At 44.5% G+C, this 16,322-nt stretch carries 14 protein-coding genes; 1 reads left to right on the top strand and 13 read right to left on the bottom strand.

Going from position 1 to position 16,322, the window contains the following annotated elements:
* Nucleotides 1–155: 155 nt before the first annotated feature.
* Complete coding sequence (gene cls / locus AC1VYS_RS06645; protein ID WP_482913555.1) at nucleotides 156–1,595, bottom strand: cardiolipin synthase; 1,440 nt, start codon at nucleotides 1,593–1,595, stop codon at nucleotides 156–158.
* A 419-nt stretch (nucleotides 1,596–2,014) separates the two neighbouring features.
* Here cls and AC1VYS_RS06640 point away from each other — a divergent pair, with 419 nt between their 5' ends.
* Nucleotides 2,015–3,367 (top strand): hemolysin family protein, encoded by a 1,353-nt coding sequence (locus AC1VYS_RS06640; RefSeq protein ID WP_482913554.1) that lies wholly within the window; start codon nucleotides 2,015–2,017, stop codon nucleotides 3,365–3,367.
* Between the two features lie 81 nt (nucleotides 3,368–3,448).
* Here the strand turns inward: AC1VYS_RS06640 and AC1VYS_RS06635 are convergent, their stop codons facing one another.
* The 12 genes from AC1VYS_RS06635 to AC1VYS_RS06580 form a co-directional block, all read right to left on the bottom strand.
* Nucleotides 3,449–4,525 (bottom strand): AI-2E family transporter, encoded by a 1,077-nt coding sequence (locus tag AC1VYS_RS06635; protein WP_482913553.1) that lies wholly within the window; start codon nucleotides 4,523–4,525, stop codon nucleotides 3,449–3,451.
* Between the two features lie 129 nt (nucleotides 4,526–4,654).
* Nucleotides 4,655–5,446 carry an ABC transporter permease gene (locus tag AC1VYS_RS06630; RefSeq protein WP_482913552.1) on the bottom strand — a complete coding sequence of 264 codons (792 nt, stop codon included), beginning with the start codon at nucleotides 5,444–5,446 and terminating at the stop codon, nucleotides 4,655–4,657.
* Complete coding sequence (locus AC1VYS_RS06625) at nucleotides 5,439–6,350, bottom strand: ABC transporter ATP-binding protein (RefSeq protein ID WP_482913551.1); 912 nt, start codon at nucleotides 6,348–6,350, stop codon at nucleotides 5,439–5,441. Before AC1VYS_RS06625 ends, AC1VYS_RS06630 begins: the two co-directional genes overlap by 8 nt.
* Before the next feature lie 575 nt (nucleotides 6,351–6,925).
* Nucleotides 6,926–7,438, bottom strand: coding sequence for a hypothetical protein (locus AC1VYS_RS06620; protein WP_482913550.1), 513 nt, complete (start codon nucleotides 7,436–7,438; stop codon nucleotides 6,926–6,928).
* A gap of 98 nt (nucleotides 7,439–7,536) precedes the next feature.
* The gene (locus tag AC1VYS_RS06615; RefSeq protein WP_482913549.1) at nucleotides 7,537–8,085 is read right to left on the bottom strand and encodes a VanZ family protein; all 549 of its coding nucleotides are present in this window, start codon (nucleotides 8,083–8,085) and stop codon (nucleotides 7,537–7,539) included.
* A 31-nt stretch (nucleotides 8,086–8,116) separates the two neighbouring features.
* Nucleotides 8,117–9,034, bottom strand: a complete 918-nt coding sequence (locus AC1VYS_RS06610; RefSeq protein ID WP_145333268.1) for an LCP family glycopolymer transferase — start codon at nucleotides 9,032–9,034, stop codon at nucleotides 8,117–8,119.
* A 41-nt stretch (nucleotides 9,035–9,075) separates the two neighbouring features.
* Complete coding sequence (locus tag AC1VYS_RS06605) at nucleotides 9,076–10,407, bottom strand: UDP-glucose dehydrogenase family protein (RefSeq protein ID WP_482913548.1); 1,332 nt, start codon at nucleotides 10,405–10,407, stop codon at nucleotides 9,076–9,078.
* The gene (locus AC1VYS_RS06600) at nucleotides 10,404–11,792 is read right to left on the bottom strand and encodes a sugar phosphate nucleotidyltransferase (protein ID WP_482914931.1); all 1,389 of its coding nucleotides are present in this window, start codon (nucleotides 11,790–11,792) and stop codon (nucleotides 10,404–10,406) included. The genes AC1VYS_RS06605 and AC1VYS_RS06600 overlap by 4 nt, the downstream gene beginning before the upstream one ends.
* A 54-nt stretch (nucleotides 11,793–11,846) precedes the next feature.
* Nucleotides 11,847–12,848 carry a polysaccharide pyruvyl transferase family protein gene (locus AC1VYS_RS06595; RefSeq protein WP_482913547.1) on the bottom strand — a complete coding sequence of 334 codons (1,002 nt, stop codon included), beginning with the start codon at nucleotides 12,846–12,848 and terminating at the stop codon, nucleotides 11,847–11,849.
* Nucleotides 12,814–14,199, bottom strand: coding sequence for a lipopolysaccharide biosynthesis protein (locus AC1VYS_RS06590; protein ID WP_482913546.1), 1,386 nt, complete (start codon nucleotides 14,197–14,199; stop codon nucleotides 12,814–12,816). The genes AC1VYS_RS06595 and AC1VYS_RS06590 overlap by 35 nt, the downstream gene beginning before the upstream one ends.
* The gene (locus AC1VYS_RS06585) at nucleotides 14,199–15,095 is read right to left on the bottom strand and encodes a glycosyltransferase (RefSeq protein ID WP_482913545.1); all 897 of its coding nucleotides are present in this window, start codon (nucleotides 15,093–15,095) and stop codon (nucleotides 14,199–14,201) included. The genes AC1VYS_RS06590 and AC1VYS_RS06585 overlap by 1 nt, the downstream gene beginning before the upstream one ends.
* Nucleotides 15,092–16,294: a glycosyltransferase family 4 protein gene (locus AC1VYS_RS06580; RefSeq protein WP_482913544.1), complete on the bottom strand. Its 1,203-nt coding sequence runs from the start codon at nucleotides 16,292–16,294 to the stop codon at nucleotides 15,092–15,094. The genes AC1VYS_RS06585 and AC1VYS_RS06580 overlap by 4 nt, the downstream gene beginning before the upstream one ends.
* Between the last annotated feature and the right edge of the window lie 28 nt (nucleotides 16,295–16,322).

Below are 16,322 nucleotides of genomic sequence, written 5' to 3'. Positions count from 1 at the left end.
AAGGGAGCCTGTTTCCCCAGACTCCCCCTCCTTCATCACGACATGATTTATATAACTATTATATCATAAAAGATCAAATTGGAGCAAAATACTTAGCAAAAAGAAGATAAATTCAAAAAAAGTGAATTTATCCTCAGAAAACTGCCCTAAATCGGCTAAAGAAGCGGAGAAAGCATCCGAGAAAGTATTTCTGCCCCTTTTTGCAGGCGTGAGCGATGCTGGAATGCGAAGGTATCAATTTGGCTACACTCCTCCAGGTCACGTTCAAAATCATGCAGCAAACGATGAATTGCAGAGCTCTCGAACAATACAGCCGTTAATTCAAAATTACAGAAGAAACTTCGCATGTCCATATTGGCTGTGCCTACCGTTGCCAGCAACTCATCTACAATCATCACCTTGGCATGCACAAAACCTTTGCGGTATTGATAAAACTTCACACCTGCACGCAGCAACTCCTCAACATAAGAAAGGGAGGCCAGATGTACCAGCCGCGAATCGGATTGATAGGGAATAAGGATTCGCACGTCCACGCCGCTGACGGCAGCGGTCTTGAGAGCCTCGTAAAGAGCCGGATCTGGTATGAAATACGGTGTAGTTATATATATCCGTTCACAAGCGACTGAAATCGCGCCAAAACACATTTCCTGTATGGCATCCCAATCCTGATCAGGGCCGCTGCCCAAAATTTGAATACGTTCCCCTCCACTGCAAATATGCGACGGAAATAATTCCGCAAGCTGTGGTTCCATAATTCGTTTTCCCGAAGCCAGCTTCCAGTCATTCAGAAACGTGCTCTGGAGAAAATAAACCGCATCACCTTCGATCTGCACGTGAGTATCCCGCCAAAAGCCCACCTCCGGATATTGACCAAGGTAATCATCTCCGACGTTGATACCTCCCACAAAGCCAACCTTCCCATCTACAACTACAATTTTACGGTGGTTTCGGTAATTGACTCTGCGATCAATCGTCGCAATGAGCGGCGGCAGAAAAAAATGAAATTCCACGCCCGCATCCTGAAGCTTACGAATAAAACTCCAGCTGAGGTTATGACTGCCAAGTCCATCACAGATGAACCTGACTTTAACTCCCTCCTGCGCTTTACGGATCATCACCTGCTGAAAGCGAGTACCAATTACATCATCTCTGAAAATATAAAACTCGACATGCAGATGATGCTTCGCCTTTTCCATCTCTCTGAGCATAGCGGCAAAAGCCTCTTCCCCATTGGTAAGCACTTTGCTCCGGTTACAACCTGTAATAGGGCTCTCGGACAGATGGGATAACAGATTAAACAAACGGTGCTGATGGTTATACTTGTCACCTGGCATTTGAGCAATCTCATCTACGATGTGAGCCTGCTTCCAGATCGTTTCACGCATTTCGCGAAAAATTCGTGACCCGCCCTTTCGTAGCTTTTTGCGTTTACTGTAATCTTGGGCCACGAAATAGTACACGACGAATCCAATCAGAGGCACGCAAAATAATATAAACAACCAAGCCACCGCTTTGGCCGGGTTGCGGAACTCCAGCACAAGAATCGTAGCCGCTTGAAAAATAAAAACAAGTAAAATAATGACCAGCCAGAACATGCGGCCTCCTCCTCAACTTCCTACTATCTAATTTGATTATCTCATTTTTCATTATCTTTTTATCTGGCTTCGTATGATTACACTTCTTTCATTCTAACCAGCTTTGACGATATTGTTTCCAGCTAATCATAGATACCCAATGTCGACCCCATTCGTAACGAACACGTAGATAAAACTTTACATAAGCAGCAAAATAACATATTTTGGTGCATAACAGTTCTGACTGCAGCTTGTTATAAATGACTATGTCATCAAAGGTATATGGGCTTAAACAACGATAAAACCTGCTTCCAACATGGTTTCCTAATCATATATCTTCCAGACTCTTCCTCAATTCTTCAGGAGAAGGTGGTCTTCTTACGTAAAATTAGATATAATACTCGTTAAAAACTTATGACTTAAAAGGAGAAGAGTAGTGAATGGACAGTGAGAGGTATGCGATAAATTTGGTTTTAGTTGCAGTTTTGATAGGGCTATCGGCATTTTTTGTGGCAGTGGAGTTCGCTCTGGTACGAGTACGTATGAGCCGGATCGATCAAATGATTGCAGAAGGGAACAAACGGGCGCTTGCTGTGAAACAGGCTGTCGCCAATCTGGACGGATACCTGTCTGCTTGTCAGCTAGGGATCACGATTACGTCTCTCGGACTGGGCTGGCTCGGTGAACCTACGGTAGAGAAAATTCTCCACCCGGTGTTCGAAAGCATGAGTATCCCGGATTCACTCGCTTCATTCTTGTCATTTGTCATTGCCTTTGTAGCGATCACATATCTACACGTTGTTGTGGGTGAGCTTGCACCCAAAACGATAGCGATCCGCAAAGCTGAGACTGTTGCACTGTTGACGTCCGGCCTTATCATCTGGTTTAACCGAGTAATGTATCCTTTTATCTGGCTGTTAAACGGCTCTGCGAACCAGTTGGTTAAATTGTTTGGCATCAAGCCTGCTTCCGAACATGAAGATGCACACTCCGAAGAAGAGTTGCAGATTATTATCAATGAAAGCTTTGAAAGCGGAAAAATCAATCAGGCGGAATTTGGTTATGTGAGCCGAATCTTTGCTTTTGATGAGATGCTGGCCAAAGAGATCATGGTTCCACGGACCGACATGGTCTGCCTTTATCTAAATAAAACGAACGAGGAAAATCTCGAGATCATTCGGGAAGAACAATACACTCGCTTTCCCGTTGTTAACGAGAACAAAGACGATATTATTGGTATCATCAATACGAAACAATTTTTTCTGGAGCTGTATGGCAACGACGAACCTGTGGACCTGTCTTCCCTGATTCAACCCGTGTCTGCCGTTCATGAGACCACTCCGGTTAAGGATCTGCTGAAAAAAATGCAGAAGGATGGCGTGCATATCGCCGTTCTCGTTGATGAGTATGGAGGTACATCGGGGATTGTAACGATTGAGGATGTACTCGAGCAGATCGTCGGCGAGATTCGCGATGAATTTGACGCAGACGAAGAAGAAGAAATCCAGATTGTGAATGAACACTATGTCATTCTGGATGGCAAAGTTTCGTTGTCCAAAGTCAACGATATGTTCATGGCCTCGCTGGATGCGGATGAATGGGATACCATTGGTGGATGGCTCTACAGCCATCGTCCGGAGATGAACGAACAGGATGAGTATGAATATGAGAACCTGACATTTGTCCTGCTGGAAAAAGATAAAAATCGCTTCTATAAAGTTGCGATCGTTCCTAAAGAACCACTGAACATGTCAGACTACACTGATGAAGACGAGAAAGAAACCAGCGTTTAATCAAAACAAAGGTCTGTCCATCGTGATTTACGACGGTGGACAGACCTTTTCATTATGCTGAGTCCGAACCTGAGCCTGACCTCATTGGGCATCTGCTCGATCTTCAACAATCCGGTTCTGGATTTTCTTAAATATAATCTTAAGGATCATATAGAGCGGAATAATAATAATCATACCTAGAATGTTGCCAAGGTCGGCTCCAACGAGTAGCAGGATCACCGTAGTTAACGGATGAATATCGAGCTGTTTGCCATACACATAAGGAGAGATGAGATTATCCTGTATTTGCTGTGCAACGACGATAATGATCAGAGACCATAGAGCCATGGAAGGCGAGTCGATAAAAGCAACAATCACAACAGGAATCGCCGCCAGTAGCGCACCTACATAAGGGATAAAGTTCAGAATAATGGACACAACCGTTAACAATAACGCATAAGGCAACCCGATAAGAAGAAAACCGATAAACATGAGAATGCCCAGCGCCACATTAACGATAACCCGGCCTACGATATAATTGCTCAGAGCCTCATCAATTTCATGCACCGTTTCTTCCCCGTCTTTTCGGTAATGTCTCGGCAATAACAGCGTCAAGTTGGTTCCGAATTTGCTGCCTTCCTTGAGCATGTAATAGAGCATAATCGGAAATGTTGCCAAAATAATGACCAAGTTGGACACGACGGAAAACAGACCAGAGACATAATCCGTAACCTGCGTAATCCCCTGACTTAAATACTCTGACAATCTGGTGAACAAGTCTGAATCCTCAGGCAGGTAACGGGCAAGAAAACGATTGTTTTCCAGCGCTTTAATCTGCTCCACAAGGGAAGAAACAAGCTTAGGTGTATTTTCGATGAAATTCCATAACTGTTCCCGCAGGGAAGGCCACACGAGAACACTAAATCCTGCGATGAAAAGTCCAATAACGACATAAATAATGAGAACAGACAGTGCCCTTTTTATTTTGTGCCGTTCCATGAAGTCCACAAGCGGACGCAAAAGGTAATAGAAAAACCCTGCGATCAAGAGCGGGATAATAATGATATGAATCAGCGAAGTGAGAGGGCGGAAAATAAAGTTGACTTTATCCCCCAGATACACGATCAGCAACAGTAAAATAATTGCTGTGCATATGCGGTAAAATTTGTTGTTAATCAAGAAACATGATCCCTCCATGCGCGCCCTGACAAGGTGACTGCGTCAATAATATGATTCTAACATTACAATACCAGTATGTACCCTGAATAGACAGCTATGCCACATGCAAACAAAAAAAAGAGGCAGGAATTAACCCGCCACATCTCTTTTATTGAACACAACCCAGGATATCACCATAAAGATGACATAATATGCAGCGAGAACTGCCAAGGAGAACCCGAGAGTCATTCCCTCACTTGGACCATTCATTAACCCCATACCTGATGGTGAGTCCATATATTTACTCAGATCCATATTATTGAACAGAACATATTTAGCCCATTCATAACGATCCGGATTAAAGATCAGTGAAAATATATTTTGCGTGAACATAATGAACAAGGATAGACCGATTGCAAGCGCGCCCGAGCGAAATACAGAAGAAACCATGAAAGCAATCGCAAGTGTAATAAACAGGTCGATATACAGATATGCCCATCTCGTAAACGTATCTCCTGCGATTATGTTACTGTCTACCGAAACCTCATGAGAGAAGAGAATATACGAGCTAAGTATGGCCATTCCAATGACCAGTAGTGTGCTTAATAAACTAAAGCCCACTACAGTGAGATATTTGGAAGCCAGGATTTTACTGCGTGACCACGGTCGGATAAGTAACAGTTTGATGGTTCCCCATGTAAACTCACCCGCCACCGTTTCTGCTGCAATGACTACACAGAAGATGGTATTCAGAAAAAATGCGATCTGAACTGTTGTAGCCGCAGGCTGCCAAAACAAGGTATCACTTGTCCCCAACCCCTGCTTCATCAACACGGGCATTAGCAGCGATATCAGAACAAGAATAGCTAACATAACCCAAGTACGCACACGACGGAACACTTTCATATTTTCATTCAGCAGCAGATTGCCGAAACTACCCAATACCGCCACCTCCAGTCACTTGCAAGAATTGATCTTCCAATGTACGAGTCACACTACGAATGCCGTAAACCTGCACACCTTCACGGACCAGCTTGGCATTGACCTCCGGAATCTGTTCCCGTGAGAGATACAACACGACAACCTTACCCTGAATGGCTGCCTCTCCTCCCATGAGTTCGACAGCACGTTCAGCATCATTGACTTCAAATGCAACTTCAATTAAAGCATCTGAACCTTGCTCATCCCGCAGATTTCGAACATCAATCAATTTACCGTTTTGAATAATAGCTACGGTGTCACACATCAATTCCATCTCGGACAACAGATGGCTTGATACAAATACAGTGATTCCCTCTTCATGGGTGAGGAGCCGCAGATAATCCCTCAACTCCCTTATGCCTTGAGGGTCGAGACCGTTCGTTGGCTCATCCAAAACTAACAGCTTGGGTCTATGTAATATAGCCTGTGCGACACCAAGGCGCTGACGCATCCCCAAAGAATAGGTTTTCACCTTGTCGTGAATGCGGGCTGTCAGGCCTACACGTTCAATGGTCTCTGCAATACGTTCTTTAGTAACACCTGGTGACATGCGGGCAAAATGCACCAGATTTTGATATCCAGTCAGAAATTTGTACATCTCCGGATTTTCAACAATTGCCCCCACCTGGGATATCGCCTGTTCAAACTCATTCTTCACACTGTGTCCGGAGATGAAAATATCTCCTTTACTGATGGACATCAAACCTACCATCATTCGAATCGTTGTTGTCTTCCCCGCGCCATTCGGTCCTAAAAAACCAAAAACCTGCCCTGGAGAAATATCCAGAGTCAGGTCGCTGACCAATGATCGGGAGGAAATGATTTTACTGACGCCTTGAAGTCGGACGACCGGCTCCTGCTGCATTCAATCCTCTCCTTCATGGAAGGGCTTTATTTCATGCCCGTTTCTCATATGAGCATAGTGTATCATAATCTTTAGTATATTGTCCTGCAAACTGGGATTTACCTTCTCGTTTTGACTCAACTACACACGCCTCACAGCACCCAAGCGGCATTTCACTCCGGTAAAATCCAGTACGAAATACGTGATTGCCTCCATAGCCCTCTTGCTTCTGGGCAGCGTCTCTAGCGACCGACACAATCATCCCACAACTGACACAGTAAAAGCGGCCCGTTTCATTCAATGGAATACCTTCCCCTCACAGGGAGCCTCTAGTCCCTGTTATTTGTCGTTAGGCGCTGAAAATTGATACATTTTGTATCCTAATTCGTAATTTACTTGACACCGGGACTATTGTCAAGCTTTTTAAGCACCAAAATAGGTTCAAAATTCAAAAAAACGCTATAAACACGACAAAAGTCTCGCATTCATAGCACTTGAATAGGGACTAATGATACAAATCGGCGTGGTCAACCTCCAAATACATTACATTATATGTAATATTCAATATTTCACCTGTCGACGAATTATATAATTCATTACGATGAAGTTTTAGTGTTGTGATTCCTGTCATCTGGATAATACCATAACAGCGTCCACTGCTTGCCATCTTGTACAAGGTAACAAGTCTGCACCAGACTAAACTTCCCAAAGGTCCCGGAATACGTTTGTGTCACTTTGATTTTGTATGCTTCGGGAAAGGGCTTCACGCCCTGAATGATCTCCACATCAAACTCCCGCTCTGGCGGCTCCATCTCCAGTTCAAACGTCTGCACACCAAAATGCTGCATAAAGATGTGTGCTCTGTTCTGCACATAAGCACTCTTTGGGAACCGCTCTTTCATTAAAGGATGAAAAAGCTCCCAGGAGCTTCCGAAGTCACCCGTTTGTTCATATTTGTAAAACTCTTCTGCCACTGCCGCCGCCTCTGTAGGCGCATCCGCACGGAACAAAGCCGGCACACTTCTAATAATCAGCCACAACAAAAGCATTACAAATAAAATAAGCCCACTTTTTTTGAGCAGTGCATTACGGTTTCTTCTTCTTAACATCATTCAGCCCCCTTGTCCTGCCTACCCCATATGTATGATGGTTTGAAAACAAGTAGAAGCTATGCCTGGACTACACACTGCATTTCCTGGGAAATGAATTATTTTCTCCTCACTAGAGTTCGAATTCCTGTGTAAAGTGCAATGCCACAGCTTCCGCCAATCAAGTCTACACCGACATCCCAGATTGAACTCGTACGATTGGGGCTGAACTGTTGGATATACTCGTCAATGGAGGCAATCACTGCAACGAACATCAGCGCCAACGTAATACAAGTTATGCCTCTCACCCGTTTGTAACGCAGACTGCCATAGATTAATACTGCGAGTACAGCGTAGATTAATAGATGCGCAGTCTTGCGAAAGAGGAATTCTACAAAAGCATAAGGCCTTTCTTTTAGTGAATACTCGTGCCCATTATAAAACAGGTGCACATCGGGCAATGTAACCCCGATGTGCACCTGTTTGGTCAAACGTTGAAGCCATGGCTGAATATTTTGTTGTTGATAGGATTGGGAAGACATCAGCCAGATTATCGCAATCCAGACCCCTGCCAGCATTAGCCAGAACAACATTTTATACGAACGATTCTTCCGTTGATATTTCTGTTTTCTTGTTTCTCTTCCCTCCGCATTCAGCAATGTTTTCACCACTTTCCTTGCTGTTTCACGAACGTTGCCCTTACTGTTCTAGGTGCTGCGTCAGTAATCCGTGAATGCGCTCCTTTTCCTCTTGATCTACAATAAAATAATAAATACCGTTGATTTTCTCGCCTTTTCCCTTGATCTCAACTGTATCGATTTCTTCCAGGTCGCTACGATAATCCAGAAGCAGTTCTTTCATCTCATCAAATGTCAGATCTGTTCTGACATGTGTACCCAGCTCATCTAACATATTTTGAAGGTGAAGCACACTGGAGAATTGCATCGTATTTTTGAGCATCTGCTTCAGGACCTCTCGCTGACGATCATTCCTTCCCAAGTCACCCTTCGGATCATCATAACGCATTCTGGAGAACCCGAGAGCAGCGACACCATCCAGATGAATGTTTCCCTGCTCATAACGTTTACCCTCATAGTCAAAGGCAAACGGGTTGTTTACATCCACACCCCCAACAAGATCAATGATTTTGGAGAACCCCTCCATATCTACTTTCATATAATAGTGAATGGGAATTCCCAAAAATTGTTCAACTGTTGCAAGAGACATATCCACGCCCCCAAAGGCGTAAGCATGATTGATTTTGTCTTCGGTGTTGCGTCCTACAATTTCCGTTCGTGTATCTCGCGGAATATTAAACATCAGCACTTTCTTTTTCCCCGGATTCACACTTAGAACAATCATCGTATCTGAACGTCCTCGATCATTCTGGCGTTCATCCACCCCCAGGATCAAGGCATTAAAGGGCTCTTTGCGATTGAGTTCAACCTGGAGTCCGCCCTTCGCATCGGTTACCGAAACAGGCTTTACGGGGTTACGAGGCTCATAAATCTGATCAGCGGTTGATTTAACCGATTGATAGAGATAGATCGCATAACCAAATACAACGATGATCAAAAGGGAAACGATCCAAGCCGTCCATTTCATCCACTTTTTCATGGGGATCTTCCTCACTCATATTGTTGATATTCACTGGCAATTTAGATAATTGCTGTTGCTTTCCCTTCCACCTTCACGAGACCTGGACGTCCGACAGAATAATAGTGGAAGGCAGATGCTTGAATCTGCTCAGCACTATACACATTACGACCATCGATCATCACAGGCTCCTTCATCGTTTGGGCTAAGGTTGTCAGATCAACCTGGGTAAATTCCTTCCATTCTGTCAGCACACATAGCGCATCCGCGTCTTGGGCAGCATGAAGCGGGCTATCCTCCCACGAAATCGAGGCAATGTCGATCTCTTTACGGAAGTTAGCCGTTGCAATCGGATCGTAGGCTCTGACCGATGCTCCAGCATCAATAAGATGTTGAACAATATCAATGGCCGGTGCGTCTCGCACATCATCGGTATCCGGTTTAAACGCCAGTCCCCAGATGGCAATTGTCTTGCCTGCGAGTGACCCCAACGCTTCCTCCAGCTTGTAGATCACTTGCATACGTTGGTCCTGGTTGACCTGCACTACGGATTTCAACAGTCTGAAATCATAATCCACCATGCCTGCAATCTGGATCAGCGCCTGTGTATCTTTAGGAAAACAAGAGCCGCCGTAACCTATACCTGCCTTCAAAAAAGCAGACCCGATGCGTTTATCGTACCCCATGCCTTCTGCAACGCGTGTAACATCGGCCCCAACTTTCTCACAAATATTCGAAATTTCATTAATAAATGATATTTTGGTTGCGAGAAAAGCATTGGATGCGTATTTAATCATCTCCGCTGAGCGGATGTCAGTAATAATCAGATTGCTTGTTAAAGGCCGGTGAAGTTTCTTTAACGTTTGGATCGCTCGGTCACTGCTCGTGCCGATGACAATCCGGTCGGGGTTAAGCGTATCCTTGATGGCGGAACCTTCTCGCAAAAACTCGGGAACAGAAGCCACGTCGAATGGCTGGGAGGATATGCTGCGAATCAGATCGCGGATACGGTCATTGGTACCTACAGGAACCGTGCTTTTAGTCACGATAATTTTGTAGCTTTCGAGATGGGTGCCGATCTCCACAGCCACTTGCTCTACATAACTTAGATTGGCCTCGCCATTTGGTAGAGAAGGTGTGCCTACGGCAATAAAGACAATGTCTGACTGATGTATCGCCTCACCGATGTTTGAAGTAAATGACAGCTTACCTGCTTGCATGTTAGAAATCATCAACTCTTTAAGACCAGGTTCGTAGATCGGAACGACGCCCTCATTCAGCATTTGTACTTTTTCCTCATTGTTGTCTACACAGATCACCCGGTTGCCAATCTCCGAAAAACAAACCCCTGATACCAGACCGACATAACCTGTTCCAATCACCGCAATATTCATCTTGTTTTCCCCCAATTCACGCAATTTTGGATTATATCTTCCCATTCCATCTCAACGCGAACGATGTCCTCTTCCACCAGTTCACTGCCCATCTGTACCTCAATAATTTCGAGTTCAGTCAACGCTTTGACACTGTGTTTTCCCCCTGCCGGAATCACAATGACATCTCCTTGATGAAGCGGTCTGAGCTCGCCGTCCATAATGAATTCACCTTGTCCTGAGACAACGGTCCATATTTCATTTCGTTTGAGATGGTACTGGTACGAAAAGTTTTTATGGGGCTCGATGATGATGCGTTTGGTTAATACTTCTTCGCCTTTTTTATTGCGAGTGTAATCAAGCACTCTGTAACATCCCCAGCGACGTTCTTCATACATGGGGCGCTCAGCGCTGTCTTTCAACAATTCTTTGATCTGAGGACTCGCCTCTTTTTCACTGACCAGAATGCCATCAGGACTTGTTGCCACGATCAGGTTGGATACTCCCAGCACACAGACCGGAATGTTTAATTCATTAATCAGATGTGTATTCACCGTGCTGTTCGTCATGACACCTTTGCCCACGATATTGGTACTCATCTCGTCTGTCAGCGTGTTCCATGTACCCAGGTCCTTCCAATACCCCTCGTAAGGTGTAACCACAATATGCTGAGCTTTCTCTACCACCTGATAATCAAAGCTGATTTTCTGCAGTCTCCCGTACTGTTTCAACATTTCTTCATACTGGATAGGCAGTTCAAGCGAGATGAGCAGATTGATCAGATAATTGAGTTTGAATGCAAAAACCCCGCAATTCCAAAGGGCAGATTGTTCGATCATCTCTGCCGCTTCAGCTTCACGGGGTTTCTCTTGAAAACGGGATACTTTGGCGTAACGTTGTTCTTCTTTAGTTTCAGACCGTTCTGGAATAATGTAACCATACTTTTCCGAAGGATACGTCGGTTTCACGCCAATTAACGCAAGCTCTGCACCGGAGTCATCCAGCACGTCCTCCAGCTCTGTTACTTTATAAAAAAAAGACTCCTCGACATAGGGATCAACGGGAAGCATGGCTACCGTTTCATTTAAGCTGGCTCCCTGCACGGAGTACAAATATACGACCGCCAAGGCGATTGCGGGAAAGGTATCTCTTCGTTCAGGCTCGACCACCAGATCGACTTCATACCCCAACTGACTTCGCAAAATCTCCACCTGCGGTTTGCTCGTTGCAATCGTTGCTTGGCCACTTAACCCCGTATGCTGCAATTGCCTCCATACGCGCTGTACCATCGATTCCGTCTGTCCGTCCTCACCTTCAAGCACCTTCAGGAATTGTTTGGATCTCGTGTCGTTGGACAGAGGCCATAACCGCTTACCTGATCCACCGGAGAGAAGTACGATTCTCAATGCAACCACTCCACTCTATATATTTTAAGATGATACGGGACAGCTTTTCATTTGTTACACGGTTGCCGTTGATTCCATATACTTGGTCACGGGCGGAGCACTCGCTTTGGAAGAGGAGTCCATATTGGCTGTGTTCACTTCATGTGTCCATATCCGGTAATATCCCGAATTCTTCCCATAAGAGTTATCAATTAATAGGTTAGGCTTCGCCATCAGACAAGACAGGATGTGACCATGTAATCTGGATGTGTGAATCATGCGATAATCCGAGAAGCAGCGTACTGCCTTATTCACAAGGTAGTCACTATATTTCATCCATATGAATTGGGAGATGGCTCGCGAAGCAGTTTTCTTTAACCCATTACTGATATAGTAGATTAGCTTTCGCTCATATTTGTTGTACAAGGTGGGCCAATCCAGGTAATCTCCTTGCTGCTCTGTGGAATTCAGAGATTGTTGAGCTGCTGTCTGTTCGATATCTGTTCTAAAAAAATTCAATCTTTCTTTACGAGAGTTACGCTGGATCTCCATCGGCCATAATTGGTGCGCCATATCGGGAACTAAGTTTACCTTAGAGTTGGCGAAATGATCCGAGGCAATTTGAAACGATATCTCATCGCGAACATAGATATGCAAATCTGTATGCTGTGCAAATACAGATGCCGTTCTTTGAAGAATAGCTTGATCCTTATAAAATATCGTCTGAGGCAGAATCACGATTCGATGATGCGGATAATGCTGAACGATGCGTTCTCTTAATGATTGATGTGCTTCGTATAAATCACCGAAATTCCCACCACCATGAAGAACAATGATATGATCGCTTGGAATTTCAACTTGGTCATGAAAGTCATGGACGCTGTATCGTTGAGACACATGAATATGATGGTCTTTGAAAAAAGCCTCTGTTCCTTTCATAATAAGCAGATCACCACAATTGCTGTGAACGGGATAATCAATGTAATAGATCTTCGAATGAGGGGGCACAACTTCAAGGATCGATTCAAGTCGTTTTTTCAACTCATCCATGGGATGAATCTTTTGCACGTTTGACATCTCTTCTGGCTCCTTTAGATAGATTTTTTTCTCTCCATTTTTGCTTGAGGAAGGCCATATCTTCCTTGTTATACAACATTTTGTGCATCGGCATTTTGAAAATAATCGAAACGGATATTAATGACATCAACATACGTACAAAGGAACCCAGCAACAAAGCCAGCCCTAAACCGTATAACCCGAACATCGGCGTAAGCACAAAAAACAACGTAATCGTCACAGCAAGTGCAATGACCTGCCGCAGCACGATAACGCCTGGTCTCCCGAGCGCATTAAAAGCCGAAGCCAGAATCCACGATCCCCCGCCAACAATACACTCCAGAGACAACAGATAAAACACACCGCTTGCCTCCAGAAATTCCGCGCCAAACAACAAGCCAATAAAAAAACGACCAATCAGCATACTCGGTATGATGATGATCGTCATAAGTACCATACTAATGCGAAAAGCTCTGCCAACAAGAGACAACACCTGTTGCTGCTCCATGCCGGCGACCTTTGGAAAAATGACATTGGTGATTGCTGTCTGCACAACATTAAACATACGCGATAGGGCAAACACAACCGAATATAATCCGAAATCTTTGGGCGTCAGTAGAGCCAAAATAATAATTTTGTCAAACTGGCTATACAACGTGCCCAGTAACTCTACCCCATATACACGAAGCCCATAGCTGAATAGATGAATCCCTGTTCGAATCTGAGCCACCAACTTACCGATGGAACTGAATATTTGCTGACGCATCGCAATCATATAACAGGTCAACACCAGTATAGTGCTGGCAAAACTGATGATAATGGCTCTTTCCACGGTTAATACCTGCGCTACCCACAGTAGTACCAATCCTGCAAGATTCAATAAGGGAGCCAGCAAGCGCGACAGATTGTAAATATGGAACTTATCGGTACCTTGTGCGGCTGCCGCAAGTACACCCATGAAAAGCATCACTGGAACCATGGATATGGTATACCACCTTGCAATGGTAATGACAGATTCTGAATATCCGGATAGCCAGATAGGGATACCAAACCAACTGATCACTCCGGCGATGATACTGATCGGAATCTGAACGGCAAAACTCATGCTGATATACACAGGGAGTTGCTGACTATTTTTTTTGACATTGTAAATTAACGAGGTGGGCAGACCAAATGCGGCCAGACCCGAAATGAATGCAGGCCAGAATAAAACGGCTGCGAGCTCTCCCTTCCCCGTTGCTCCGAACATACGGGCTGTAATAATGGAAGTTAGCGTAGTCACAGCCATAATGAGAATATTAGCCATGCTTGTCATGACGATGGTCTGAATAATGCTTCGCTGCCTTGGTTTTCGGGCAATCGCCATGTTCATCAGGTGTTCAGCCCTCTGCCATTTCGGAAAGATCCCACAATCGTGCCGTTCCGATAAGATATTTTGACTAATTGGCTCATGACCTTCTGTACGTTATTCATACATAACAACATCATCAGACCTGCTTGTGCAATTCGAACAATATGTTTGAACACACCCCAGCCGCTCTTGTTGTAACGTGTTGCATCACTGATTCCCTGCCAATACATTCGCCGCAAGAGCCAGCGTTTATTTAATCTACTTTTGGAAATTTTGTGCTGCACTGACCCATATGGCGTATAAAATATGTCGTATTTCTCTCGAATTCTGCTAATGAGTTCGCTCTCTTCGCTCGAAAGCAAATTATTCCCTACGCGCCCCAAGTCTTCGCGAAATGGCTCAATGGAATCAAACACACTTTTTCGAAAAGAAACATTTGCCCCAAAGGGAAAATACGGCGGTTTCATCTCGGTAACCTGATCTGAAAAGTCCATCAACGTATACAGGCCAATAATCTCATCCGGAATCCAATCCGGCTTGCCACCTTCCCAGATCGGATCAATTTTCCCGCCTACACAGCCAATCTTCTCATCCCGTTCGAACACATGAATGACCTCACGAATCCAGGAAGAAGAGGCCAGCGCATCATCGTCCAGAAACATGATAAATTCTCCCCGCGCTTCTCGTATGCCACGGTTCCTGGCATAAGATAGCCCAAGCTTACTCTCAAAGATGTAGCGGACATGATTAGGCCAATCGGCATTCTGAAATAATTCCCTGGTGTTATCTTTGGAGTTATTATCGATAACCAGTACTTCAAATTCAATATCTTGATCCTCTTGAGCCAGCACACTTTGGACAGCTTCAACGGTATCCTTCGCTCTGTTATGTGTACAAATGACTACCGATGCTCTCATAATTCCACCTCAATGCTTTGTTTTCGTTTCATTCTTCCGGCATGGCTTCCACTGTGTTTCAAGTAGTCTTCGTAACTCTCCAAATAGGTGAGAGACATCTTCTTCCAATCATTTCGAAGAGCCACTTCCCTGGATGCCTTGCCCATCTCGTTCAGATAGGATTTATCCTGCATTAACGTGTTAAGAATGACCGCCAGTCCATCTACATCATTGGCATCTTGCAAAATAACACCGGGAGGGATACTTTCATGATCGTTCTTGATCATTTCAGTTACTCCCGACTCCTCCGTAATAACAACAGGAATTCCGGAAGCCAGTGCCTCCAACACGACCAAACTGCAAGCCTCATAACGCGAGGGAAAAATAAATAGATCCACATTGCGCATGAGATACCCCATATCTCTCCGATAGCCCAGAAAATGGACCCGATCTTCAATGTTTAAATCTTTAGCCATTTGAGGATAAATACTTCGATCTGTAGATCCCGCTACAACGAGTTCTAACCCGGGTACAGACACCATCGACTTCAATACCGTATCCAGATTTTTTCTCGGACTGCTAATATCACCTGCAAATAAACCTACGACTCGGCCGGTGTTAATATCCATTCTGCTCTTCTCTTCAACATCACTGGGGTAAAATTCATGCACATCCACTCCATTATGAATGACCTGCACCTTATCGGGATGCGTGCCTAATTGAATCAATTCACGCTTTACTTTCTCGGAAACCGCAATGATTCTACCACTTTTGCGAAAGGCGAATCGTTCCAGATACGCATTCACCAGCGTGTACAGACCGAAATACCATCGTTTCCAGGAGCCGTGTACACGGAAGCTATGTACGGGGGATTTTATCCATGTACTGTGCACAAAGTGAACCGCATTGATGTCCCCTCTAGCCCAGGTGATAAAACCATTGACCATGACAAGATCAACTTGCTTTGTTTTTCTTAATTTGCGAATATGAGCGGCACTGCTCAAGGCAAACATCTGGTATCGTAACAGCTGGGGTAACCCCAGCGAAGGAAAAACTTTAATCCATGTAGCTCCCTCATATTCAAGAAGTTCCGGCTCCACCTCATTGGAAATCATAACAACTTCATGACCTTGTCTTAGGGTTTCAATTGCAATCTCATAATTAACTCTGCCCTGACCCTCCCCTTTGACAACCCTGTGAGTAACGATACATATTTTCATCCTTAATCCTCCCCATTAGGACATGAAG

Source organism: Paenibacillus sp. G34, from assembly GCF_056856875.1.
The sequence above is the reverse complement of the archived record's forward strand: the minus strand, read 5'-3'. Positions and strand labels throughout refer to the sequence as shown.

Excerpts from the sequence above, each read along its gene's own strand:
- cls (WP_482913555.1), bottom strand. The coding sequence starts at position 1,595 with ATGTTCTGGCTGGTCATTATTTTACTTGTTTTTATTTTTCAAGCGGCT.
- AC1VYS_RS06640 (WP_482913554.1), top strand. The coding sequence starts at position 2,015 with ATGGACAGTGAGAGGTATGCGATAAATTTGGTTTTAGTTGCAGTTTTG.
- AC1VYS_RS06625 (WP_482913551.1), bottom strand. The coding sequence starts at position 6,350 with ATGCAGCAGGAGCCGGTCGTCCGACTTCAAGGCGTCAGTAAAATCATT.
- AC1VYS_RS06620 (WP_482913550.1), bottom strand. The coding sequence starts at position 7,438 with ATGTTAAGAAGAAGAAACCGTAATGCACTGCTCAAAAAAAGTGGGCTT.
- AC1VYS_RS06610 (WP_145333268.1), bottom strand. The coding sequence starts at position 9,034 with ATGAAAAAGTGGATGAAATGGACGGCTTGGATCGTTTCCCTTTTGATC.
- AC1VYS_RS06605 (WP_482913548.1), bottom strand. The coding sequence starts at position 10,407 with ATGAATATTGCGGTGATTGGAACAGGTTATGTCGGTCTGGTATCAGGG.
- AC1VYS_RS06595 (WP_482913547.1), bottom strand. The coding sequence starts at position 12,848 with ATGTCAAACGTGCAAAAGATTCATCCCATGGATGAGTTGAAAAAACGA.
- AC1VYS_RS06590 (WP_482913546.1), bottom strand. The coding sequence starts at position 14,199 with ATGAACATGGCGATTGCCCGAAAACCAAGGCAGCGAAGCATTATTCAG.
- AC1VYS_RS06585 (WP_482913545.1), bottom strand. The coding sequence starts at position 15,095 with ATGAGAGCATCGGTAGTCATTTGTACACATAACAGAGCGAAGGATACC.
- AC1VYS_RS06580 (WP_482913544.1), bottom strand. The coding sequence starts at position 16,294 with ATGAAAATATGTATCGTTACTCACAGGGTTGTCAAAGGGGAGGGTCAG.